This window comes from Alistipes sp. ZOR0009 (genome assembly GCF_000798815.1).
Taxonomy (GTDB): domain Bacteria; phylum Bacteroidota; class Bacteroidia; order Bacteroidales; family ZOR0009; genus Acetobacteroides.
On sequence record NZ_JTLD01000004.1, the window covers coordinates 179,428 to 201,226 of the forward strand.

Genomic DNA, 21,799 nt, shown 5'->3' on the forward strand with positions numbered 1-21,799 from the left:
ATGTTAATTACTTTGACTCCTTTAATTTTTCGAGTTCGGCTACAAAATAAGCTCTTTTTTCTGGATATTTCAAAATTAATTTCTCGTAAACATTGATTGCCTTCGCAATTAATCCTTGTCCAGCATAAATTTTAGCCAACATCTCCGTTACAATCTCCCCATCATCCACCAGCGATTTTACCGAAATATCCTCAATAACAGGAGGTAACTCCCCTTTTGGTGTTATACGTGGGTTCGTTGTTAAAAACTGATCGATTAGGCTATTTTGTACCTCTAGCGTATTCGCCGTTTCGTCGAGCGTGTAAAGTTTTTGATCTAATATTTCAAATATTGGGTCTTCATTAAGCCTACTCTCGTCAATATCGTCATCTATTAGCTCTAATATCTCCTCTTCTTCTACAACGTCAGGCTCCGCTATGGCTACAGGCTCAGGAACTGGCGCTACATTGGCATCCTCGACCAAAACAGCCTCCTCTTCCTGAGGCATTCCTTCATTCTGTAATTGAACCTCTAGTTCTGTTTCCTCTGTAAGGCTTTCATGCTCCAACACCTGATCCGGCTCGGGGGAGGTTTCTACTTCGTTCTGCTCTTCGACAACCGCATCAGAAGTTAATTCGGGAGCCAACTCCTCGGTAAATCTGTTTTCGGAAATAACAGTCTCTACAGCAGTAGAAACAATCTCTTCACCAAAGTAGTCACTACTCGAATTTAGAAAAAGGTATAGCCACTCTCCGCTTTGAGCATGCGTTGCGGCATAGGGCAAGAAACTCGAGAATCTGGGATCATCCGCATCCTTTAGTCCTTTTAAGTAGGCCAATACGCCTGTACTAAAATAGGGATACTGCTTCACCACACGCGACAAATCCTCGAGCAATTTCGGGGTTATGTTTTGTGGGTTATCTAGCAAGTCGACAAACTCTCGAGCATCCATAGTTTTGGTTTTACCAGTTAGCAACCGAAGCATTGAAAATGGCATCAACTAGCAAATCGGTAATCTCCTTGTTAAGGGCACTCTGTACCGAAGCTAGGTTAGTGGAACTTGGAAAATCTTTATACTGCTTAAATTCCTTATCGAAGTTAAACTCGGGATTTTGCTTATTGGTAAACTTAACCTTTACGGTAATCGTCAACCTATTTTGGCTAGCCTTATCGCCTCCCGTTATGGCTACTGGCTCTATGCTGTAACCTACAATTTGCCCTTCAAACGACAAATCAGCGTTATTATTCACGTAATTCAACTTGGTTTGGTTAATAAACCGATCCTTAAGCGCCTCGGTAAAGGTGTTGCTTAGGCTAGGAACAACCAGCGGTGCCAAATTTTGAAAATAGCTAACCGAAAATGTCTTAGACTCGGGAGAAATTGAGGCTCCCGAGAATGAATATTTTATGCTACACGAAGAAAATATCGAAAACACGGAAACCAGAGCCAGCGTTTTAAGTAGCGAATTTAATTTCATACGTTCTAAATGTTCAAATTGTACTCTTTAATCTTACGGTAGAGCGTGCGCTCCGAAATACCAAGCTCTAACGCTGCATCTTTACGTTTTCCTCTGTACTTTGCAATGGCTTTTCGGATTAACTCCTTCTCTTTCTCTGCCAAAGATAGTGTCTCTGGTTGAGATTCCCCAGAAATATCTAGGTGAGTAACATCCTCAACCTCCTTTTCCTCCTCTAGGTCGTCCATCGGATGCTTGTGCAAGGTTGTATAATCGGCAAATTGCGAAACCGCACGAGGCGAAAAAGTTGATGTAGCCTCCACATTGTCGGGCTGATATATTGCTCCACGTGATAAATCCTCTACCCTTTTTTTCAGAATAGTAATATCATCACGCATATCAAAAAGGATCTTGTAAAGAATCTCGCGCTCGCTTGCAAACGACTTCTCCTCGGCCACAGCACCTCCACCAACGTATAGTGCCGGTAGCGCTCTATCTTCAATTTTAGGAATATACAGCGCCAGCTTAGAGGCATCAACCATTCTCTCTTCCTCTATCACGGATATCTGCTCGGTGACATTTTTAAGCTGCCTGATATTTCCAGGCCAACGGTATGCCTCCAGCATCTCCTTGGCATCATCGGTAAGCGTAACGGCAGGCATGCGGTACTTCTCGGCAAAATCAGCCGCAAATTTTCTAAAGAGAAGGCTGATGTCCGATTTTCTCTCGCGCAAGGGAGGAATATTTATGGGCACCGTATTTAAACGGTAGTATAAATCCTCACGGAATTTCCCATTCTGAATTGCCTTAGGCAGGTTTACGTTGGTAGCCGCTATTACGCGTACGTTAGTTTTCTGCGCTTTAGAAGAACCTACCTTCATAAATTCGCCGGTCTCCAAAACACGAAGTAGCCGCACCTGGGTCGAGAGCGGCAGCTCGCCAACCTCATCCAAAAAGATTGTACCGCCATCGGCCACCTCGAAATACCCTTTACGGGTTTCGTGTGCACCTGTAAACGATCCCTTTTCATGACCAAAGAGTTCCGAGTCAATCGTACCTTCTGGTATAGCACCGCAGTTTACGGCCACGTACTGCGCATGTTTTCGCGAGCTTAGCTGGTGAATAACCTGCGGAAATATCTCCTTCCCGACCCCGCTTTCCCCAACTATAAGAACCGACAAATCGGTAAAAGCAACCTGCTGGGCTATGTCAATAGCCCTATCCAGTAGCGGTGAATTACCGATTATCCCAAATCGCTGCTTAATCTTCTGTAAACTCATCGTAAACTAATTAGCATACTGACAAAATTACGCATTCAAACTACATTTCAAAATGCGGTAGACTTTATTTTAAAACCCTTATTGACATTTTGTCATACTTTGAGAGAGCAGACAACGTCCAATCAGAGATTCCTTCTAAATCAACTTCCATACCGACATCCGCCTATTTTTACCATTATTTGTAACACATCCGAACCAATGCTTCTTTACTCTTTCTTATCTTTGCCTAAATTTTAATGTTTAATGAAGTTTATTGGAATCATTCCTGCTAGATATGCATCAACCCGCTTCCCTGGAAAACCTCTTGCTGATATTAAAGGCAAACCCATGGTGCAGCGCGTATACGAGCAGGCCTCTAAAGTCCTTCCGGTTGTTTACGTTGCTACCGACGACGAGCGCATCTACAATGCCGTAAAATCGTTCGGAGGAAACGCTGTTATGACATCAGCCGAGCATAGCAGCGGAACCGACCGCTGCTCGGAGGCGGTAAAAAAAGCAGAACAGGAAAGGGAGGAAGTTTACGATGTGGTTGTTAACATCCAAGGCGACGAGCCTTTTATTGCCCCCGAAATGCTGCTAAAGGTGATGAGCTGCTTTAACGATGCCAAAACGGACATCGCTACGCTTGTTAAGCCGTTTTCTGCCGACGAGGATATATTCAACCCCAACTCGCCAAAGGTGGTGGTAGGTGCAACCAACTTTGCGCTCTACTTTAGCCGATCGGCAATCCCTTACCTTCGTGGAGTTGATCAACAAGAGTGGCAGCAAAAGCACACCTTCCTAAAGCACATTGGCCTGTATGGCTACCGCACGAAGGTGCTCCACCAGCTAACCCAACTTCCCCAGGGCAACATGGAAGTAGCTGAGTCGCTAGAGCAGCTACGCTGGCTCGAAAATGGCTACAGTATTAAGGTAGAGCGCACCGAACACCAAAGCATTGGGATTGACACCCCCGAAGATTTGGCAAAGGCGCTAGAGCAAAACTTGCTTTAACCGCCATCATTAATCCTGCTCCCATTGAAGCTGCTTACAGCCTGGATAAAACACCTTTTTAAAAAGAAAAAGGTACTAGATATTGAACCACTGCTTCATTCTAACGTCGAAACGTTATTTACAGAATGGAGTAGTGGTTTTGGCTTTTCATTACCCAATGGCTGCGAGTTAACACCAAGCGATGTTGCAGGGAACTACGCCATCAGGGGACGAAATGCGAGCAGCACAGGTTCCGACTATTTCGGAACGCTATCCCTACAGGCAAAAGGCAACCTGATAAAGGCCTACTGGGAAATTGGACACACCCGAACTCCTCAGCATGGCTTTGGCTTCATAAAGGGCGATCTAGTTGCCCTCGACTTTTACTATACGGAAGAAAGCACCCGCTTTTACGGGCAGGTTATCTACAAAGCTATCGGAGAAACCCTCGTAGGCTTTTGGCGAGAAAACCATATCGGAGAGATTGCCCCCGAAGAGGGAACGCTTAAAAATCGGTTCGTTTAGGTCTGCCTTTGCCTACATCTGCCTATCCATATTCCTTCTTAAGCAATACGCCCTCAAGCCCGATTTCAACCATCACAGTTTACCGCATCTTAACATGTTGCCCTCATTATGTTAGCCTCCTGTTTGCGCTATCGGCACAATTGGTTAACTTTGCGTTTCTACTACGTTTAACGTTTCATCTTCGATAACAAAGACATCAGCATAGCAATGAAGAAGTTTAAGAGACACCTTGTTACATCGGCTCTACCCTACGCCAACGGTCCGGTGCATATTGGGCACCTTGCTGGGGTTTACATCCCTTCGGATATCTACACCCGCTACCTGCGCCTTAAGGGCGAGGATGTGATTCACGTTTGTGGAACCGACGAGCATGGGGTACCCATCACCATTAAGGCAAAGCAGGAAGGCGTAACGCCTCAAGATATTGTAGACAAGTACCACAAGATTATCGGCGACTCATTTAAAGGATTGGGTATCTCGTTCGATATCTTCTCGCGTACAACCACGCCTACCCACTATCAAACAGCATCCGACTTCTTCAAAAAGCTGCACCAAGAGGGTAAGTTCGTTGAGCAAACCTCCGAACAGTACTACGACGAGGAAGCTAAACAGTTCCTTGCCGACCGCTACATCATGGGTACCTGCCCCCACTGTGGCAACGACCGCGCCTACGGCGACCAGTGCGAAAAATGTGGAACATCGCTTAGCTCCACCGATCTAATCGAGCCTAAGTCGATGATCAGCGGCAGCAAGCCTGTAATGCGCGAAACCAAGCACTGGTATCTCCCCCTGGACCAGTACCAAAAAGATCTTGAAAAGTGGATTCTAACCGACCACAAGGAATGGAAAAGCAACGTATACGGACAGTGTAAAAGCTGGTTCGACCTAGGTCTTCAGCCTCGCGCCGTAAGCCGCGACCTAGACTGGGGTATTCCTGTACCCGTTGAAGGTGCCGAAGGAAAAGTGCTATACGTTTGGTTTGATGCTCCTATTGGCTACATATCCACAACCAAGGATCTTACCCCCGAGTGGGAAAAATATTGGAAAAGCGACGAGTGTAAGATGGTGCACTTCATCGGAAAGGATAACATCGTTTTCCACTGCATCGTTTTCCCTTCAATGCTGATGGCCGATGGCAGCTACATCCTACCCGAAAACGTTCCTGCTAACGAGTTCCTTAACCTCGAAGGCGACAAAATATCAACATCGCGCAACTGGGCCGTTTGGCTGCACGAATACCTCGAAGAGTTCCCCGGTAAGGAGGATGTGCTTCGCTACGTGCTTTGTGCAAACGCCCCTGAGACAAAAGATAACGACTTTACATGGAAAGACTTCCAAACTCGTAACAACAGCGAGCTGGTAGCCATATTTGGTAACTTTGTAAACCGCGCACTGGTACTTACCCAAAAGTATTTCGACAACAAGGTTCCCTCTGCAGGCGAACTTACCGACTTCGACAAGGAGACATTAGCCGAAATGCCTAAGATCAAAAAGGCAGTTGAAGACTACATCGAGGGATACCGCTTCCGCGATGCGCTAAAGGAGGCTATGAACCTAGCCCGCTTAGGAAACAAGTACCTTGCCGATACCGAACCTTGGAAGGTTGCAAAAACCGACATGGAGCGAGTAGGAACAATCCTGAATGTTGCGCTACAAATTACGGCCAACTTGGCTATTGCCTTCGAACCGTTCCTTCCCTTCTCAACCGAGAAGCTCCTTAAGATGATTAATGCCGACGAGTTTGGCTGGGAAAAGTTGGGTGATACCGCGCTGCTACCTGTTGGTCACGAGCTGGGCAAGCCCGAATTGCTATTCGAAAAAATAGAGGATAGCGTTATTGATGCTCAGCTAAAGAAGCTCGAGGATACTAAGCTGGCCAACGCCCTTAAGGAGTACAAGGCCGAACCACAAAAGGACGAAGCCCAGTTCGACGACTTTATGAAGATGGACATCCGCGTAGGAACCATAAAGGCAGCCGAAAAGGTGGCCAAAACCAAAAAGCTGCTTAGGCTTACCGTCGACACAGGCATCGACACCCGTACCATTGTATCGGGTATTGCCGAGCATTTCGAGCCAGAGCAGCTCGTTGGCCAGCAAGCCTGCTTCTTGGTAAACCTAGCCCCTCGCGAAATTAAGGGCATCACCTCCAACGGTATGATCCTAATGGCGCAGGATGCCGACGGCAAGCTACGCCTAGTTCAGCCTAACGAGGCTGTTAAGGCTGGTTCGCAGGTAGGATAATTCGAATAGTACAATACACACATTGTAGGGGGCGAAAAAAATTTCGCCCCCTACGTGTATAATAACCTCTCCCTCTTGTCCGTTTGCCCCCGATGGCTATCTTTGAAAGAAAAAATGCTATTCGAGAATCCCACCATCAGCATAGAGAACCTCCCCAACGCCTCGGAGGTAACCTACCAGCCCCTCGAAAAAGACTACATAATGGTGCAGCTATTTAGCGCCATACTCCTATACGCTTCGCTATTTATAGCGCTGCTGCTCGTACTCCTATTCGGATTCGAGCTATTTACCGATAGCATCATCCTCTCGATGCTTCTATACGCTGCCCTGTTTCTAGCATGCATCGGACTTCAGGTTTACGTTATTCTTGCAGGATTTAAGTGTAAAGGATTCTGTATCCGCCAGCACGACGTGCTCTACCGCAGTGGACTCATCTTTAAACGCCAGGTTTCGGTACCGCTTAGTAGAATTCAGCACCTCGAAATCAAGCGCGGCATCTTTTCGAGAATATTCGAGCTGGCAAGCCTCCAAATCTTTACGGCTGGCAGCGGCGCCGTCGACCTAAAAATACCAGGACTGACCCTAGCCGATGCCGAAAAAATTAAGGAACACCTATCCAAAGCCATAGCTCATGAGCAGTAGGTCAACCGACATATCGACCCCAACGCGTATGCACCTTGGCGGCATGCTCGTATTCTTTGGCATGTCAATACAGCGCACCATTCGTGGCGCATGGCCCATCATCGTCATCTACCTTTTTGATAGGGATAGATCGCCTTGGCTACTTTGGGGAGTTGCAGCTGCAGTGGTAGCCATTGCCGTTGCCAACGCCATACTCACCTACCTCAACTTCACCTTTTGCATCGTCAACAGCGAGCTCACCGTTAGCAGCGGCTACATCCGTAAAAAGAAGGTTTCAATCCCCTTGGCTAAGATCCAAAGCTTAAACCTTAAGCAGAACATCGTCCAGCAGCTCATCAAAATATACACCCTCGAAATTAATACGGCCGGCACCAAGGGGGCCGAGGTAAAGCTACCGGCGCTCGGACTGGCTGCCATCCGCGAAATAGAACGCCAGGTTAGCCTAATCGAAAAAAAGGCAGCAGACGAAAATACGCCCCTTACCGAACAGCCCACCGACGAGGTGCACCCCATTCTGCACCTCTCGCCGCTCGATCTGCTAAAGGTAGGCATCACCAACAACCACGTAAAGGTTATTCTTATCACCTTCTCGTTTCTCGTGGGCCTATACAACGACTTGCCGCAACGTTTCCAGGTGCTGGTCGAGCATCACCTCGACACCATCTCCAACCATGCCGCCCAGCAAGCCATCCTCTACGTGCTGCTGGCCATCGTCAGCGCCATCGTACTATCGGTAGCCGGAGCGGTGGTTGCCAGCTTTGCCTGGTTTTTCAACCTTAAGCTAACCCACAGCAGCAGCAGCCTAACCCTCGAGGCTGGCCTCATCAACCACAAGCGCATTATTGTCCCCTTCAAAAAGATACAAGCCATTCGATGGACATCCAACCCGCTACGCCAGCTTCTGGGGCTATACTCGGTAAGCATCAGCCAAGCGTCGGGCATTGTGGAAACCGAAAAGATGAAAGTACAAATACCGGGCTGCAGCGCCCAGCAGGTGGCCAGCATAGAGCAATCGGTATGGGGAACCAATATGGTAAACCAGCCAGCAGCCGTGCATCGTAGCCACTGGCTATACATGCGAAACCTCTGGCTCGTATTTGGGTTGATCCCTGCCGCCCTAGCAACCACCACGGGCTACTTGGCTAGCAACAACCTAGTATGGGGTTGGATTTGGGCCCTTGCCTACATTCCCTTTGCCCTCCTTGCATGGAAAAAGCGCTACTTCTACCTAAACGAAACAACGCTTGTGGCATCAAGCGGCAGCATCAGCCACGAAAAGGTAATGATTCCGCTGCGCAAGATTCAGGGGATATCGGTTCGGCAGTCTATCTGGCAAAAAAAAGGAGCAAGAGCCAGCGTAAGCCTATACACCGCTGGCGAAACCATCACGCTTCCCCAAGTGGAGGCCAGCATAGCCTTTGCCCTTCGCGACTACGCGCTATACCTAGCCGAAAGCGACCACGAGCCTTGGATGTAGCCCTTGCCACTCCTCCAAATCCCCACATCCTTCTCCCTGCTATCCAGCGTAGCAGGGGCTGTGGACTGTAGACAAAACCTGAAAAAATAGCGCCATGCGGTTGCCATTACACAATTGTTGCTATTTTTGAAACTCGATAAATACCGACGCCACAAACGTCGCATAAAAAATTACAAAAAGTAAGCAGGTAAATAACCAATAACACAACCGATGCAGGAGGAAATAAAAAAGCACAGCAAGAAAATATTTAGCATTGCTGGCAATCGCAACGCCAGCATAGCCAAAAAAGTAAGAGAAGTACTTCTCGAAATACTCATCATCTTTATCGCCGTAAGCATATCCGTATGGTTTCATAACCAAAACGAAAAGAAGCATCAGCAGGAGGAGGTTAAGGAGTTCCTAACCGACATAAAAGAAGATCTGCTAAAAGATAGGGCAACCTACCTCCGCCACGTTCAATACCACAACAGCGATTCCCTCCTCTACCAAAAGATTATCCGGGTAACAAAGAGCAGCTCCGACACCACCAAGATAAAGATCAACTTCGTGGTAAGATCCCTCAACCTATCATGCGGCAACTACGAGGGCTTTAAGACAAGCGGCAAAATTGGCTACATCAAAAACAAGGAGCTCAAGAAAAAGCTGCTCGCCTACTACGAAGACAACATTCCCAACCTAAAATTTGGACAAACCTACTACAGCCAGGAGTCGAACAAGTTTATCGAAACCATTTTCGATAACGCCGAAAACCTGATGAGCTACGTTTGCACCAACCGCGTAAAATCAAAAGCCCAAAACTTTCTCCTTATATCATCGTCCATAAATGACCAAATGAAAAAATCCGTAACGGAAATCGATGCCATACTCCACGAAATAGCCAAGGAAGTTCCCCAAGAGTAGCTTACGCAAAGTAGCATACCCATCGACCCATTTTATATCGATGGGGGATCTCCGAGAGGGGGCATCGATACTTTTTGTATCCCCATCGACCCAAAAAGTATCGGCATCGACCAAAATTGCATCCCCATCGACCGAATTTGCATCGGCATCGACCGAATTTGCATCGGCAACCACCAAAAAAGTATCGGCATCGATGCTTTTTGCATCCCCATCGACCCAAAAAGTATCGGCACCGACCAAATTTGCATACCCATCGACCAAATTTGTATCGATGGCTACCCTATTTTTAAGGATGTCATCGTTAATGAGCCACCAACGGGCTTATCATTAAAGAACTTAATCTCCTCGTTTTTATCCTGCAGCGCAACGGCATAAAGCAGCGGCAGGAAGTGCTCGGGGGTCGGTATCGACAGCTCAAAAGCCTTACCCAGCTTCGAGTAGCCAACCAACGCCTGGTGGTTCCCATCCAAGATAAGCTCCTTCATTTTATCGTTGGCCTCATTGGCCCAATCGTAGCCGTAGCATTCGTTAAGCTGCTGCCAACGAATCATTCCAAGATTATGAACCAAGTTGCCGCTTCCCACAATCAAAACGCCCTTATGGCGCAAGCTGTAAAGCTCCCTGGCCAGCTCGTAATGCTGCTGCGGCGTTTTGTAGTAATCGAGGCTTAGCTCTATTACCGGAATGTTTGCCTTGGGGTACATGGGCCTAACTACCGTCCACGCGCCATGATCTAGCCCCCACTTCTCATCCAGCACCACCTCGGTGCTCGCCGCCATGCGCTTAACCTCCCTGGCCAGCTGCGGCATTCCTGGGGCTGGGTACTGGATGTCGTACAGCTCTTTCGGAAAACCGCCAAAGTCGTGAATCGTGGCAGGCTGCTCCATGGCCGTCACCTTCGTCCCCTGCGTCTCCCAATGGGCCGAAATAACAACAATAGCTTGGGGCGTTTCAATCTCCTTCGAAATATCCCTAAACCCCGTAACGAATTCATTCTCCTCAACGGCATTCATCGGGCTGCCATGTCCCAAAAAAAGAACTGGCATTTTCGGCGTGCTCGCCATCCATTCACCAACTATACGCATTTCATCAAGTTTTGTACCCACTACCATTCCCAATGGCAAGGCTAAGGGCGATTATAAAAATCTTCACCTATCCACCTCACGCAGCATAAAAGCCTCCTTTAGCCCGCAGCCCGCCATCGAAAATGATTTTAGGTTATCGTACATGCTCGTAGATTTTCGCTTAAACAATACTATCGTTCTACTTTAGCACAATTCGGATATCAAGCACGAAGATGTCATCAATAACCTTATCGCCAAGGCTATCGAAAAATGATTTAGACCCGTATCGTACATCGAACTTAGAGCGGTCTACCTTCAGCTGGGCCAAGTAGGCGTTGTCCTTCTTGGTAATATCAACCGAAATTTTGTCCGACTTCCCCTTTATCGTTAGCACACCCGTCAAGGTAGCCTTACCGTTGGCAAATCGGGTGGCCTTTGTTACCTTAAATGCCGAGGTTGGAAACTTCTCCACGCCAAAAAAGTCGTCCGACTTTAGGTGACCAACAAGCTTTTGGTTGTAGCCGGCATCCTTAAGGTCGCTATTCGTGATCGAGTTCATATCCATCACCACCTCTCCGCCAGCAATGCTGCCTTTCTTCACCTCAAGATAGCCGCTCTTCACCTTAATTCCTCCCGTATGAGAGCCACCAATCTTATTCCCAGTCCAGCTAACGGCTGATTTTGTAACGTCGATCTCACTCTTTTGGGCCGATACCGATAGGGCTCCTGCTAGCAGAAGAACACCTAAAACTTTCACTCTTTTCATCCTACAAGTTGTTTTAAATGGTTGGATGCAACCCGCATCAGCAGCGCTTACCCATTCCTAGCTGCGGCTGCAAGCCATGCGGGTGTCATACCGTAAAATTTAAGCCGCTACTAGCAGCTCATTACGATACAAAGGTAGAGAAGGCCCCTTTTTTTACACTTGATCTATGGTAAGAAATGCAGCTGACCTATGGTAAGGAGATCGACTCCCACCCTTCCGCTATCGCTGCCTCCGAATTCGGCTAAGGCTCTCGGGGGTGATGCCCAAGTACGACGCAATGTATACCAGCGGCACGCGCTGAAATATTTCGGGATTTTCTTTTAGCATCTCGTTGTACCTATCAACGGCCGACTCCCACATCGTTGCGTTTAGCCGGCTCAGCGCATTTACGTATGCCTTCTGAAACAGAATTCGGAAATACCGCTCAAGGCTTGGGATGTCGGCCAGCAGCTCCTCAAACCGCTCGCGCGAGATCCGCAGCAAGTTCGAATCCTCCAACGCCTCCATGTTGTACCTCGATGGCCTTTGCGAGAAGAAGCTTTCCAGGTCGCTAATCCAGCTGTTATCCATCCTAATCTGGTAGATATGCTCGCCCCCTTTCATGTCGATGTAGTACGATCGCAAGCACCCCTTGGTAACGAAGTACAGGTAGCTGCAAACCTCACCAGCAGCCAAAACCTCCCTCCGTTTCTTCACCATCACCGGCTCGAAAGCCAATCGTATTTTGGCCTCATCCTCCTCGGTTATAGCCGACCACTTACCCAAGTAGTACAGCAGCTTGTTATCGTCCTTCATTCTCAAATCGTATTGCGTCGGTGTACAAATTTAAGTGAAAGTTGGAAATAGCAGCAGGGAACTCCCACGTAACGTTTTTTTGGCGCAAAGAAATATGGATATACGTTATACTCATATTTTAGCTGCAAACCTATCTTCAGCACATAAGCCGGCTGATATGCATATAGAGATTGCCTAAACAACAATCAACCGCTAGCCTACTTTAGGCAAAAAACTATAATAAATCCTATTTTTGCATCAAATTATTAATCAAATAACATTTAAATTTTTCTACTAAATGAAAAAATTGGTATTGCTTCTAACCGCTGCTTTTATAACCTGTAGCTTATGGGCAGGTGATCTTAAACTAGAAAAGGAAAAGGCAACTTTAAAAATTCAAGTGCCTCCCCTCGAAAACCTACTATCAAAAGATGTAACCTACAAGTTTATCTACCCAAAAGAGTTAAGACATTACATCGAAAGTAATTTGAATAATTATACTCGAGAATTCTGCGATGTCGACGGTGATGTTAACGATTATCCTCGCAGGTTACTCGCAAAGAAGATATTTGGCGACATCCCTACCGATTACACATTCGAGCTAATTACTGATGGTATAACCCCTTTAGTGCGCATAGGAGCTCCCTATACCAGTCCCGATTACAAAGACGGTTTTGTTCAAGATTTTCAATGTACCTTCCCTGCAAAGCTTAAAGTTTACAAAGGGAAAGAATTAATCCATGAATTGGTGGTAGATGATGGTGGGCAACCCTATAAGGTAACTCTTTTTGACAATTATAGGCTAGATCCTAGCAACTATCAGCAGCCCTACGTCGGTTTTCCTTCTGCTGATGCTCTTGAAAATGCGTTAAAAGCAGGCAGCCCCACCCTTAAGAAATTCTGCTTCTTAGCCGAATATAAGCTGTATTGCGAAATATACAATAGGGCATGCACTGCGCTACTCAACCTATATGGCGAATATTCCTTTAAAACAACAATTCCCATAAATATAGTAAATCCTAAAGAGGCCTCTTCCTATGAAGATTACAACCAGTATGCCAACGAGCTTCTCTCCTTTCTAAGTACCACTACCTCCTTCGATGCTATTAAAGAGAACAACGAAAAACTAAAAAAATCGGCCGAATTTTTCGAATCCTATGCTAAAAAGGAAAATTTAGACAAAAACTTAAAGCTTGCCTGCCTAAAAAATGCAGCAATTTCTCGCATCTTAATAGGGGATATCAACCAAGCCTTCCTTCTGATTCGCGACCACGATAACATTGGCTTCAGAGTTTTTGGGAGTCTCCGCTCTGTTCTATTCGACTTATTCAACGTATTCTCGTATCGAAGCTACTACCAATCCTTTGACGAAAAGAAAGATGTCATTGAATCTATGACGCTAAACGACTACTTCGAAAAAGAGCTCAATGCTCGTATTTTGGCTGATACTCAAAAGCAAATTGCAGATTTGGCCGCAGTCCAAGAGCGCATTAAAAATAAAAATGCAACCATGGATAAGCGCAACATCTATGGAGCACAAACAATTGTAAACTACAAAAATGGAACATATCGCAGCTGCTATTCTAATATTGTATTTTACGATCTAGATGCAAATGGCAATCTATCTACATCTTGTGGTACCCACATTAAAACATACATTCACTTCCCTTATGGTACAACACGCTTTTTAGGCGACATTCAGTCTGTAATAACAACAGCGAAAGATTCAAGTAAAAATGTGTTCATTCCCATTCTTATCACAGATAATCCCATTTTTAACATTAAGATTCTTTGTGAATACAAGTTTTCTATCAACGGATTTAACGTCCTTGTAGACAGAACTGCCTATAGCGACAATGCCTTCATTATCGAGCCAATCGCCAATAATCCCAAAAGAAGAGGTTATCGTCTCTCCCAAATTGTTTCTATAAGTGAGTGCCCTAGCTGGATAAGCGAAAACAAAGCACTCAAAGATGCTATCAATGCGGGTTCAATAAAAAATACCGAAGAGGGTTTGAAAAAGCTACTTCCCCTTCTACAGGCAGAAAAACTCCCTCTAAAAGAGTTGTAACCCCTTCTTAGTCGCTCGTTAAAAAAATGATACAGAATATAAAGCTGCCTGTCAAAATAGCTAGACAGGCAGCTATCTCGTCCTAATAATAGGTTGACACAAAAAAGTAGCCTATGTCAGCTAATAGTAGGACAAAACACCAGCTTGCGACCCCCTTTTCCCCCTTTGCGCCACCTCTTACCCAGCTGCAGCCTTTCAACTTCCCCCTAAAATCGCTATCTTCGTGCTTCGTTTATCTTTATACCTCACCCGTGAAGCTTTGCATTGCCGAGAAACCCAGTGTTGCCAAGGAGTTGGCCGAAATACTAGGCGCCAGTACGCGCCGCGACGGTTACTACGAGGGTAACGGCTATTGGATTAGCTGGACCTTTGGGCATCTCTGCACCCTCAAGCTTCCCGAAGACTACCACCCCGATCTCAAGCGCTGGAGCCTTTACACCCTGCCCATCATACCGCAGCGGTTTCAAATAAAGGTGATAGACGACACCGGTATACGCAAGCAGTTCGAAACCATCAAGCGCCTAGTTTCCGAATGCGACGAGGTAATCAACTGTGGTGATGCCGGACAGGAGGGGGAGCTTATTCAGCGCTGGGTGCTTACCCTGGCGCAGAATGCCAAGCCGCTTAAGCGCCTTTGGATATCCTCGCTAACCGCCGAGGCCATCAAGGAGGGATTTAACTCCCTTCAGGAGGGTAGCAAGTACGATCTGCTATTCTTTGCAGGCCATGCGCGAGCCGTCAGCGACTGGCTGCTGGGCATCAACGCCACCCGCCTCTACACCTCCAAGTATAGCAACGGCAAGGGCGTGCTTTCAATTGGCCGCGTGCAAACGCCAACGCTGGCGCTCATCGTTCGCCGCCACCTCGACATCGTCAACTTTAAGCCCGAACCCTACTGGGAGCTCAAAACGCTCTACCGGGGCGTCATTTTCTCCGCCACGCAGGGCCGTTTTACCGCCGAGGCCGACGCTGCCGACATCCTGCAAAAGATTCGCGAGAGCCTCTTCACCATCACCTCGTTCGAGAAAAAGAAGGGCACCGAAGCGCCGCCTCGCCTCTTCGATTTAACCTCGCTGCAGGTCGAGTGCAACAAGAAGTTCGGATTTACCGCCGAGGAAACCCTCAACTACATACAAAGCCTCTACGAGAAGAAGCAGGTGTCGTACCCGCGCGTCGATACCACCTTTCTTCCCAACGATATCTACCCAAAAGTTCCCGGAATACTCAAAGGGCTAAAGCCCTACGAGCAGTTTACCGAGCAGCTGCTGGCCTCCAAAATCAAAAAAAGCAAAAAGGTATTCGACGACAGCAAGGTTACCGACCACCACGCCATCATTCCAACGGGCGAGTTCAACCCCAACCTTGCCTTTAACGAAAAGAAGGTCTTCGACCTCATAATTCGCCGCTTTATTGCCGCCTTTTACCCCGACTGTATCGTCTCCAACACCACCGTTTTGGGCGAGGCAGCCCAGATACCCTTTAAGGCAACCGGCAAGCAGATACTCGAAGATGGATGGCGCATCCTCTTCAAAAAGAAGGACGACGAGAAGGACGACGACGAGCCCGATAAGGACGACCAGCTCATGCCCGAATTCGTCGAAGGCGAAAGCGGACCGCACGAGCCAGGCGTGCAGGAAAAGCAAACCCAACCGCCAAAGCCCTACACCGAAGCTACCCTGCTCCGCGCCATGGAAACCGCCGGCAAGCAGGTCGACGACGAGGAGCTGCGCGATGCACTAAAAGAAAATGGCATTGGGCGCCCATCAACCCGCGCCAACATCATCGAAACGCTCTTTAAGCGAAAGTATATACGCCGCGTGCGGAAAAACATCGAGCCTACGGTAACCGGCATCGAACTCATTCAAACCATCAACAACGAGCTGCTTAAGTCCGTCGAGCTTACCGGAATCTGGGAGCGCAAGCTGCGCCAAATCGAAAAGGGCGACTACAAGGCCGAGGAGTTTATTGGAGAGATGAAGGAGATGGTGAAATCGCTCGTGGTAGAGGTGCTAACCGAAAGGCAAAACCGCAGCATCACCATCGAGGCCGAGGAGCCCGAAAAGAAGGCCTCCGACGACGACTCGGAGGAGGGGAAAAAGGCAAAAGGCAAGCGTGCCAAAAAGGCTAAGGACGATAAACCCGCCGAGCTCATTTGTCCAAAGTGCAAGAAGGGAAAGGTACTACGAGGTAACAGCTCGTACGGCTGTAGCGCCTTTAAGGAGGGATGCACCTTCCGTTTGGCGTTCGATCATTACGGAAAAAAGCTAACCGACAAGCAGGTCGAAACGCTTATTGCCACCGGGAAAACGCCTAAGATTAAAGGTTTTTCGGTTGATGGCACCAAGTGCGACGGCATCCTCACCCTCGACGAGCAGGGGCAAGTTCTTCTGCAGCGCGACGAGCAAAAGGCCGAAGCCAAGCCTGCTCCCGTAACCGAGCTAACCTGTCCAACCTGCCAGCAGGGTAAAATTCTGCAGGGCAAAAGCGCCTTTGGCTGCAGCCGTTGGAAGGAGGGGTGCACCTTTAAGGTCACCTTCGACGATATTGCCGCCAAGCACCCCAACCGCGAGGTTAACCTAGCCCTACTTAAAGAATTTTTGGGGTAGGCAGCGCCCTACCTACTCTTTTCCAATAAAGCGCTCCTCCCGGCTCCTATGCCTTCGGAATAGCCATATCAGTATCGATACGGTTGCCGCAAACTTAACGCCCTTGGCAAGTAGCAGCGTAACATCGTTCCTGTAAAATGCTGGAAGCACAAGTATGGCCGTTAGGGCACACATAAGAAGTATCGTAATAGCTTTTTTCATCGGTAATTTTATTTGTATTTAGCCGCGCAAAGTAGCATTTTTTTTGCCATCTGCCCTACGCAAGCCGCTAACCCATATCCGCTAGCAGCCACCTTATGGCTTTTTGTTTTTACGCACCCAGTAGGGCTAACTTCATCTTTTTCAAAATAAAATTAGTGTTAACGCTACAACGGTAGCGCTATTCAGCTATATTCACCCCCTGAGATTTATTGCCGACACTAGGCAACGCCTGGCAGCGGCTTTAATCCGAAGTGAGGGCTTCTTTCATCGCTAAGAATACATTGCGCCAAGCCCTCCTTGCATATAGTAAACCTAACCTAAAGACCTATTAATAGCTAGTCGAAATGATTACAAATGTCCGTTACGGAAAGCCCTGCAGCTACGATTACGAAATTCTTCTCGACCATTTCTCGGGATTAAACACCAATAGCATTCGTACCTCCACCATTCCTTTGGTGCAGTTTTGGAAGGATACCAACCAACGAACCAAGCAGCTGCTCGACGCCCTAAAGGAGTCGACCAACAGCGTTACGCTCTGCTTCGAGTACCCCACCGTATCGCCTAAAGGCCACGGCAAAGCCTCCATGACCGATTTGATGGTGATATGCGGAAACAGCAAGATAGCCATCGAGGCTAAGTTTACCGAATACCTGCCCGAAAATGGCCACCCCGAAAATATCGAAGGCTGGCTGCAAAAAGCCACCAGCGACAACCGCCAGCAGGTGCTAGAGGGATGGACTAGCCTCATCGAACCATTCTCGCAGGGCATTAACCCGCAGCTGCAGCACTCGCTCGACTACCAGTTCTACCACCGCACCGCCTCGGCGTGCGCCGGCAGCGAGAAGGCCGCCGTGGTTTACTTGCTATTCTACGAAAAGGAAAACGAGGAGGCCATGACCGCCTACACCAACCGGCTAAAGGCAATGGTAGAGGTTATCAACCCAAAGAGAACGCTCTCCTTCCACGTGTGGCAGGTGGAGGTAACCTCCATCCGCGAGGTGGAAGACACGGCCTTTACCGCCATGAAAAAGGAGCCCGTTTACCGCTTTGGTGCCGAACGGTTGGTTAAGCTCTAGCGCATACGCTTACATACTACATGCAACAGCATACCTAGGTTTCACTCTAAACCTTTCTTTATGAAGCAAGCTATTATTCCATTATACACCCCCTCCGATAGGGTACTGGTACGATCGAAGGGGTGCTACGTTTACGATAGCGATGGAAAGGAGTACATCGATTTTGAGTCGGGCGTGTGGTGCACCAACCTGGGGCACTGCAACGAGAGCATCAGCAAGCTGATGAAAAGCCAGCTGTACACCTCGGTACACCACGGCTACCACTTCCGCAACGAGCACGCCGAGGAGCTCTCCGAAAAGCTTCTGCGGCTAACGGGCTTCGACGAGGGGGCCAGCGTGTTCCTGAGCTCGGGCTCCGAGGCCATCAACCTCGCCATTGTGGTGGCCCGCCACGTTACCGGGCGCCCCAAGATTGTTAAGATAGAGAGCTCGTTTCTGAGCGCCTACGGCTTTGGACAGGCATCCCCCGAAAACGAGGTGGCCGTAACCATCGCCCTAAACGATACCGCCGCCATCGACCAGCTTCGGTTCGACGAGGTGGCCGCCTTTGTCCTCGAAACAGGCGGAGCGTCGTACGACATGGTGCGCTTCCCCTCCAAAGACTTTATAAAGCGGCTGGCCACCCGCGCCAAGGAGCACGGCTGCCTCGTTATTGCCGACGAGGTAACCACCGGGCTGGGCCGCACCGGCAGGTGGTTCGGATTTCAGCACTACGAGGTTACCCCCGACATGGTGGTTACCGGCAAGGCCCTGGGCAACGGCTACCCCATTAGCGGGATAACCGTCAGCGAGCCCCTAGCCGCCGCGCTGGCAAAGAACACCTTTAGGCACGCGCAGTCGCACCAAAACGACCCGCTGGGCTGCTCCATCGGCGCCAAGGTGCTGGATATGATGGAGGAGTTTAACCTGGTAGACATCTCGCAGAAGATGGGCACCTGCCTTAAGGAGCAGCTCGAGCAGCTGCGCACCAAGTATCCCACCAAAATAAGGGAGGTAAGGGCACGCGGCCTGATGCTTGCCGTAGAGCTTACCCCCGAGGTGGATGGCGATGCCATCGGCCGGCAGCTCTTTGACGAGGGCATCGTGGTAGGCTGCAAGCAGAACACCCTTAGGCTGATGCCCCCCTTGGTGATAACCACCACCGAAATCAACCGGCTGACCCACGTGCTAGGCCAGCTGCTGAAGGCCCTGTAAAGAAGGTCGCAATTTTCCAATTTTGCCCCGCGCCCGCGCCCTACTTTTGCATTGTCAACCAAAATAAAAACGACAATGGAAAAGCTAGTTTCGTGGGTCGATATCCCAGCGGCCAACTTCGAGCGCGCGGTAGCCTTCTACCGCGGCATCCTCAACATCGATTTCAACATTTCGGTACACGCCAACGAAAAGATGGCCTGCTTCCCAACGGGCGAGGGGGCCATCTCCTACTCGCCGGGCTTCAACCCCTCGGCGGATGGCACGCTGGTGAGCCTCAACACGGGCGACCACCTCGACGCCACCATCGAGCGCATCGTGGCCCTAGGCGGCACCATCACCCAGCCCAAAACCAAGATTGAGGTGGAGGGGCTCGGCTACTTCGCCCTCTTTACCGACAGCGAGGGCAACCGCGTAGGCCTTTACGGCAACAGGTAACAAGTTTGATGCAGGCGCTGCGGCGAGGTAACGGCCGCCGTAGCGCCTTTAAAGCCGCGCCTCCATCTTCGGGAGACGCATGCAATGCGTCTCTACCCAATTTCGCCGATTAAGACAGGTGCGGAGGCGATGTTCGCATCTCCAATCATCCTTATGGACGTTCCTTTGCCCTTACTTGTGGCCAAGGCTGCGCTCAAAGCAGAATGAAATGGTAAAATCGAAATCCCAGCGGCGAGGTAACCGCCCGCCGTAGCGCCCCTTTTTTTGGCTAACTTTACCCCAAACAAGCAACCCGTGACCCTCCACCAAGCAAAGCCATCGCCCGCGCTGGCCCCCTACGTCAAGCAGTACTGGTGCCTCGAAGCGTACGCGCCCCAGGCCGAGGCGCCCATCCAGCGCGTGGTGCCCAACGGCCTCATGGAGCTGGTGTTCTACCTGGCCGACACCCCCACCGTGCTCAACTCCCACCACCGCTTCGACGGCGGCCTCACGCTCTGCGGCCACACCACCTCCTTTTTCGACCTCGAGGTGCCGCCCCGCCTGCTGCTCTTTACCGTCTCGTTCCAGCCCTGCGGGGTGAAGGCGCTGCTGGGCATCCCCGCCAACGAGCTGCTCAACCACAGCATCCCCCTAAGGGATATTCTAAAGGATGGCCTGCCGCAGCTCGAGGAGAGCCTGCAGGAGGCCACCTCGTTTGCCGCGCGGGTGGCCATCGCAGAACGGTTCCTGCTGCAGCGCCTAGCCCCAACCGACCCCCACGAGCTGGCGCGCATGGGCCACAGCTTGGGCATCATCAACCACCACCGCGGGCTGGTGGCCATCGGTACGCTGGCCGCCGAGGCCTGCCTGTGCCGCAAGCAGTTCGAGCGCCGCTTTCTGGCGCATGTGGGCATTTCGCCCAAGCAGTTTTTGCGGATACTCCGCTTCCAAAATGCGCTGCTGCAAAAGGCGCGCACCCCCGGCCTCTCGCTCACCGAGCTGGCCTACACCTGCGGCTACTACGACCAGTCGCACATGGTAAACGACTTCCGCGCCTTGGCGGGCGTCACCCCCTCGCAGTACTTTGCGGCCTGCGAGCCCGTATCCGACTACTTCGCCCAGTAGGCCTCGCACCTCCACCTTCCTACCCTCTCCGCAGCTGCGGAGAGCACTGCTAGGATCGCCAGAAACATCAAGCCAAAAAATAATTCTTAAAAATATTGACTTTTTAGCTACTATCTCATAATTTTATATCTCAAAACCAAATATTGATGTATGAAAATAAAATTTAACCCACTCAGAATGTCCTCAATGCGAACTGGCGAGGCTTATGCATTCTTAACAATTGTACTCCCATACCTAAAAGTATTTCCAACCATGAACAGCAAGCTCAAGCAGGCTATAGAGGGGCTGGCGCAAACCATGGTGGCCATGGAGGTGGCGCAGCGCACGGGTAGCCAGGCCGAGCTTACCAAGCAGGTAACCGAGGCCGATGTGCAGCGCGACCGCAAGCTAACCCGCTTCGACCTGTACATCCAGTCGTGCCGCCTAAGCACCGACCCCAAGGAGGTGGAGGCTGCCACGCTGATTTACCGCGAGCTCAAAACGCGGGGCAGCATCGGCGACCTTGGCCTAAAGGAGGAGACGGCCGCGCTGCACGAGCTCAACACCCTACTTACCACCAACCCGCGCTACGACGAGGCGCTACAGACGCTTCATGCCACCGACAAGTGGTTCGAGGTATGGTCGGAGCAGGGCCGATTTGAGCAGCAGTACGGCTACCGCCACGGGGTGCTGATGGAGGAAAAGCCCGAAGCGGCCATGTACGAGCTTATCAAGAAGGCATCGAGGCTATTTTCGTACATCATGGAGCTGGTGGAGGATTGCTACCACGTAACCGAGCAGACCGAATACCTACAAATGATACAGAAGATAAATCCGGAAATAGACAAGGTGATGCCCGTTCTTAAAACGCGCGCTACCGTTGCCAAGAAGAAGAAGGATGAAGAAAAATTGTAATTATTTAGTTCCATAGACAAAATGTTGGAGGTCGTCATCGTGAGATGCCGACCTCCTTTTTTTGGAGCAGATGTCTCTAGCTGCACACGGCAGCAGGCCAGCGAACCTACCGCCATGCCCCCAAAAAAATGGCAGTTTTCC

20 protein-coding genes are annotated in these 21,799 nt (G+C 49.5%); 13 read left to right on the forward strand and 7 right to left on the reverse strand.

Going from position 1 to position 21,799, the window contains the following annotated elements; all coding sequences use genetic code 11:
• Positions 1 to 7: 7 nt before the first annotated feature.
• Genes L990_RS01470 through L990_RS01480 form a run of 3 tightly spaced genes read right to left on the reverse strand, consistent with a single transcriptional unit; the run spans position 8 to position 2,716 of the window.
• Positions 8 to 931, reverse strand: a complete 924-nt coding sequence (locus L990_RS01470; RefSeq protein WP_156121272.1) for a hypothetical protein — start codon at positions 929 to 931, stop codon at positions 8 to 10.
• A gap of 10 nt (positions 932 to 941) precedes the next feature.
• Entirely contained in the window at positions 942 to 1,457 is a 516-nt protein-coding gene (locus tag L990_RS01475; RefSeq protein WP_047444767.1) for an LptE family protein, read from the reverse strand.
• Positions 1,458 to 1,462: 5 nt separating this feature from the next.
• Positions 1,463 to 2,716 carry a sigma-54 interaction domain-containing protein gene (locus L990_RS01480; RefSeq protein WP_047444769.1) on the reverse strand — a complete coding sequence of 418 codons (1,254 nt, stop codon included), beginning with the start codon at positions 2,714 to 2,716 and terminating at the stop codon, positions 1,463 to 1,465.
• A gap of 243 nt (positions 2,717 to 2,959) precedes the next feature.
• Here L990_RS01480 and kdsB point away from each other — a divergent pair, with 243 nt between their 5' ends.
• The 6 genes from kdsB (at position 2,960) to L990_RS01510 (ending at position 9,473) form a co-directional block, all read left to right on the forward strand.
• On the forward strand, positions 2,960 to 3,709 hold the full coding sequence (gene kdsB / locus L990_RS01485) for a 3-deoxy-manno-octulosonate cytidylyltransferase (RefSeq protein WP_047444771.1): 750 nt from the start codon (positions 2,960 to 2,962) through the stop codon (positions 3,707 to 3,709).
• Between the two features lie 24 nt (positions 3,710 to 3,733).
• Positions 3,734 to 4,213 (forward strand): hypothetical protein, encoded by a 480-nt coding sequence (locus tag L990_RS01490; RefSeq protein ID WP_047444773.1) that lies wholly within the window; start codon positions 3,734 to 3,736, stop codon positions 4,211 to 4,213.
• A gap of 207 nt (positions 4,214 to 4,420) precedes the next feature.
• Positions 4,421 to 6,454 (forward strand): methionine--tRNA ligase, encoded by a 2,034-nt coding sequence (gene metG / locus L990_RS01495; RefSeq protein ID WP_047444775.1) that lies wholly within the window; start codon positions 4,421 to 4,423, stop codon positions 6,452 to 6,454.
• A gap of 114 nt (positions 6,455 to 6,568) precedes the next feature.
• Positions 6,569 to 7,096: a PH domain-containing protein gene (locus L990_RS01500; RefSeq protein ID WP_052180635.1), complete on the forward strand. Its 528-nt coding sequence runs from the start codon at positions 6,569 to 6,571 to the stop codon at positions 7,094 to 7,096.
• Entirely contained in the window at positions 7,086 to 8,573 is a 1,488-nt protein-coding gene (locus L990_RS01505) for a PH domain-containing protein (RefSeq protein ID WP_047444779.1), read from the forward strand. The genes L990_RS01500 and L990_RS01505 overlap by 11 nt, the downstream gene beginning before the upstream one ends.
• A gap of 210 nt (positions 8,574 to 8,783) precedes the next feature.
• A complete protein-coding gene (locus L990_RS01510; RefSeq protein ID WP_047444782.1) occupies positions 8,784 to 9,473 on the forward strand; it encodes a hypothetical protein in 690 nt (229 codons plus the stop codon).
• Between the two features lie 275 nt (positions 9,474 to 9,748).
• On the opposite strand, the gene ygiD is transcribed toward L990_RS01510, so the two are convergent.
• The 3 genes from ygiD to L990_RS01530 all read right to left on the reverse strand — a co-directional run bounded on the left by ygiD (position 9,749) and on the right by L990_RS01530 (position 12,098).
• Positions 9,749 to 10,558: a 4,5-DOPA dioxygenase extradiol gene (gene ygiD / locus L990_RS01520; RefSeq protein ID WP_231562236.1), complete on the reverse strand. Its 810-nt coding sequence runs from the start codon at positions 10,556 to 10,558 to the stop codon at positions 9,749 to 9,751.
• A 178-nt stretch (positions 10,559 to 10,736) separates the two neighbouring features.
• Entirely contained in the window at positions 10,737 to 11,303 is a 567-nt protein-coding gene (locus tag L990_RS01525) for a YceI family protein (protein WP_047444787.1), read from the reverse strand.
• 219 nt (positions 11,304 to 11,522) lie between these two features.
• A complete protein-coding gene (locus L990_RS01530; RefSeq protein ID WP_047444789.1) occupies positions 11,523 to 12,098 on the reverse strand; it encodes a Crp/Fnr family transcriptional regulator in 576 nt (191 codons plus the stop codon).
• Between the two features lie 277 nt (positions 12,099 to 12,375).
• Here L990_RS01530 and L990_RS01535 point away from each other — a divergent pair, with 277 nt between their 5' ends.
• Entirely contained in the window at positions 12,376 to 14,148 is a 1,773-nt protein-coding gene (locus L990_RS01535; protein ID WP_047444791.1) for a hypothetical protein, read from the forward strand.
• 251 nt (positions 14,149 to 14,399) lie between these two features.
• Positions 14,400 to 16,754: a type IA DNA topoisomerase gene (locus L990_RS01540; protein ID WP_047445092.1), complete on the forward strand. Its 2,355-nt coding sequence runs from the start codon at positions 14,400 to 14,402 to the stop codon at positions 16,752 to 16,754.
• 12 nt (positions 16,755 to 16,766) lie between these two features.
• Here L990_RS01540 and L990_RS01545 read toward each other — a convergent pair whose 3' ends face one another.
• A complete protein-coding gene (locus L990_RS01545; RefSeq protein ID WP_047444794.1) occupies positions 16,767 to 16,955 on the reverse strand; it encodes a hypothetical protein in 189 nt (62 codons plus the stop codon).
• Between the two features lie 344 nt (positions 16,956 to 17,299).
• On the opposite strand from L990_RS01545, the gene L990_RS01550 reads away from it, so the two are divergent.
• From L990_RS01550 to L990_RS01575, 5 genes are all read left to right on the forward strand, one after another.
• Positions 17,300 to 18,031, forward strand: a complete 732-nt coding sequence (locus L990_RS01550; protein ID WP_047444796.1) for a DUF6946 family protein — start codon at positions 17,300 to 17,302, stop codon at positions 18,029 to 18,031.
• Positions 18,032 to 18,091: 60 nt separating this feature from the next.
• Positions 18,092 to 19,225: an aspartate aminotransferase family protein gene (locus L990_RS01555; protein ID WP_047444798.1), complete on the forward strand. Its 1,134-nt coding sequence runs from the start codon at positions 18,092 to 18,094 to the stop codon at positions 19,223 to 19,225.
• Between the two features lie 75 nt (positions 19,226 to 19,300).
• Positions 19,301 to 19,660, forward strand: a complete 360-nt coding sequence (locus L990_RS01560; RefSeq protein WP_047444800.1) for a VOC family protein — start codon at positions 19,301 to 19,303, stop codon at positions 19,658 to 19,660.
• A gap of 294 nt (positions 19,661 to 19,954) precedes the next feature.
• Positions 19,955 to 20,764 carry a helix-turn-helix domain-containing protein gene (locus tag L990_RS01570; RefSeq protein ID WP_047444804.1) on the forward strand — a complete coding sequence of 270 codons (810 nt, stop codon included), beginning with the start codon at positions 19,955 to 19,957 and terminating at the stop codon, positions 20,762 to 20,764.
• Between the two features lie 150 nt (positions 20,765 to 20,914).
• Positions 20,915 to 21,658: a DUF6261 family protein gene (locus L990_RS01575; RefSeq protein ID WP_156121273.1), complete on the forward strand. Its 744-nt coding sequence runs from the start codon at positions 20,915 to 20,917 to the stop codon at positions 21,656 to 21,658.
• The last annotated feature ends 141 nt before the right edge of the window (positions 21,659 to 21,799 follow it).

Excerpts from the sequence above, each read along its gene's own strand:
- L990_RS01470 (WP_156121272.1), bottom strand. The coding sequence starts at position 931 with ATGGATGCTCGAGAGTTTGTCGACTTGCTAGATAACCCACAAAACATA.
- L990_RS01475 (WP_047444767.1), bottom strand. The coding sequence starts at position 1,457 with ATGAAATTAAATTCGCTACTTAAAACGCTGGCTCTGGTTTCCGTGTTT.
- L990_RS01480 (WP_047444769.1), bottom strand. The coding sequence starts at position 2,716 with ATGAGTTTACAGAAGATTAAGCAGCGATTTGGGATAATCGGTAATTCA.
- kdsB (WP_047444771.1), top strand. The coding sequence starts at position 2,960 with ATGAAGTTTATTGGAATCATTCCTGCTAGATATGCATCAACCCGCTTC.
- metG (WP_047444775.1), top strand. The coding sequence starts at position 4,421 with ATGAAGAAGTTTAAGAGACACCTTGTTACATCGGCTCTACCCTACGCC.
- L990_RS01500 (WP_052180635.1), top strand. The coding sequence starts at position 6,569 with ATGCTATTCGAGAATCCCACCATCAGCATAGAGAACCTCCCCAACGCC.
- L990_RS01505 (WP_047444779.1), top strand. The coding sequence starts at position 7,086 with ATGAGCAGTAGGTCAACCGACATATCGACCCCAACGCGTATGCACCTT.
- L990_RS01510 (WP_047444782.1), top strand. The coding sequence starts at position 8,784 with ATGCAGGAGGAAATAAAAAAGCACAGCAAGAAAATATTTAGCATTGCT.
- ygiD (WP_231562236.1), bottom strand. The coding sequence starts at position 10,558 with ATGCGTATAGTTGGTGAATGGATGGCGAGCACGCCGAAAATGCCAGTT.
- L990_RS01525 (WP_047444787.1), bottom strand. The coding sequence starts at position 11,303 with ATGAAAAGAGTGAAAGTTTTAGGTGTTCTTCTGCTAGCAGGAGCCCTA.
- L990_RS01530 (WP_047444789.1), bottom strand. The coding sequence starts at position 12,098 with ATGAAGGACGATAACAAGCTGCTGTACTACTTGGGTAAGTGGTCGGCT.
- L990_RS01535 (WP_047444791.1), top strand. The coding sequence starts at position 12,376 with ATGAAAAAATTGGTATTGCTTCTAACCGCTGCTTTTATAACCTGTAGC.
- L990_RS01545 (WP_047444794.1), bottom strand. The coding sequence starts at position 16,955 with ATGAAAAAAGCTATTACGATACTTCTTATGTGTGCCCTAACGGCCATA.
- L990_RS01550 (WP_047444796.1), top strand. The coding sequence starts at position 17,300 with ATGATTACAAATGTCCGTTACGGAAAGCCCTGCAGCTACGATTACGAA.
- L990_RS01555 (WP_047444798.1), top strand. The coding sequence starts at position 18,092 with ATGAAGCAAGCTATTATTCCATTATACACCCCCTCCGATAGGGTACTG.
- L990_RS01560 (WP_047444800.1), top strand. The coding sequence starts at position 19,301 with ATGGAAAAGCTAGTTTCGTGGGTCGATATCCCAGCGGCCAACTTCGAG.
- L990_RS01575 (WP_156121273.1), top strand. The coding sequence starts at position 20,915 with ATGAAAATAAAATTTAACCCACTCAGAATGTCCTCAATGCGAACTGGC.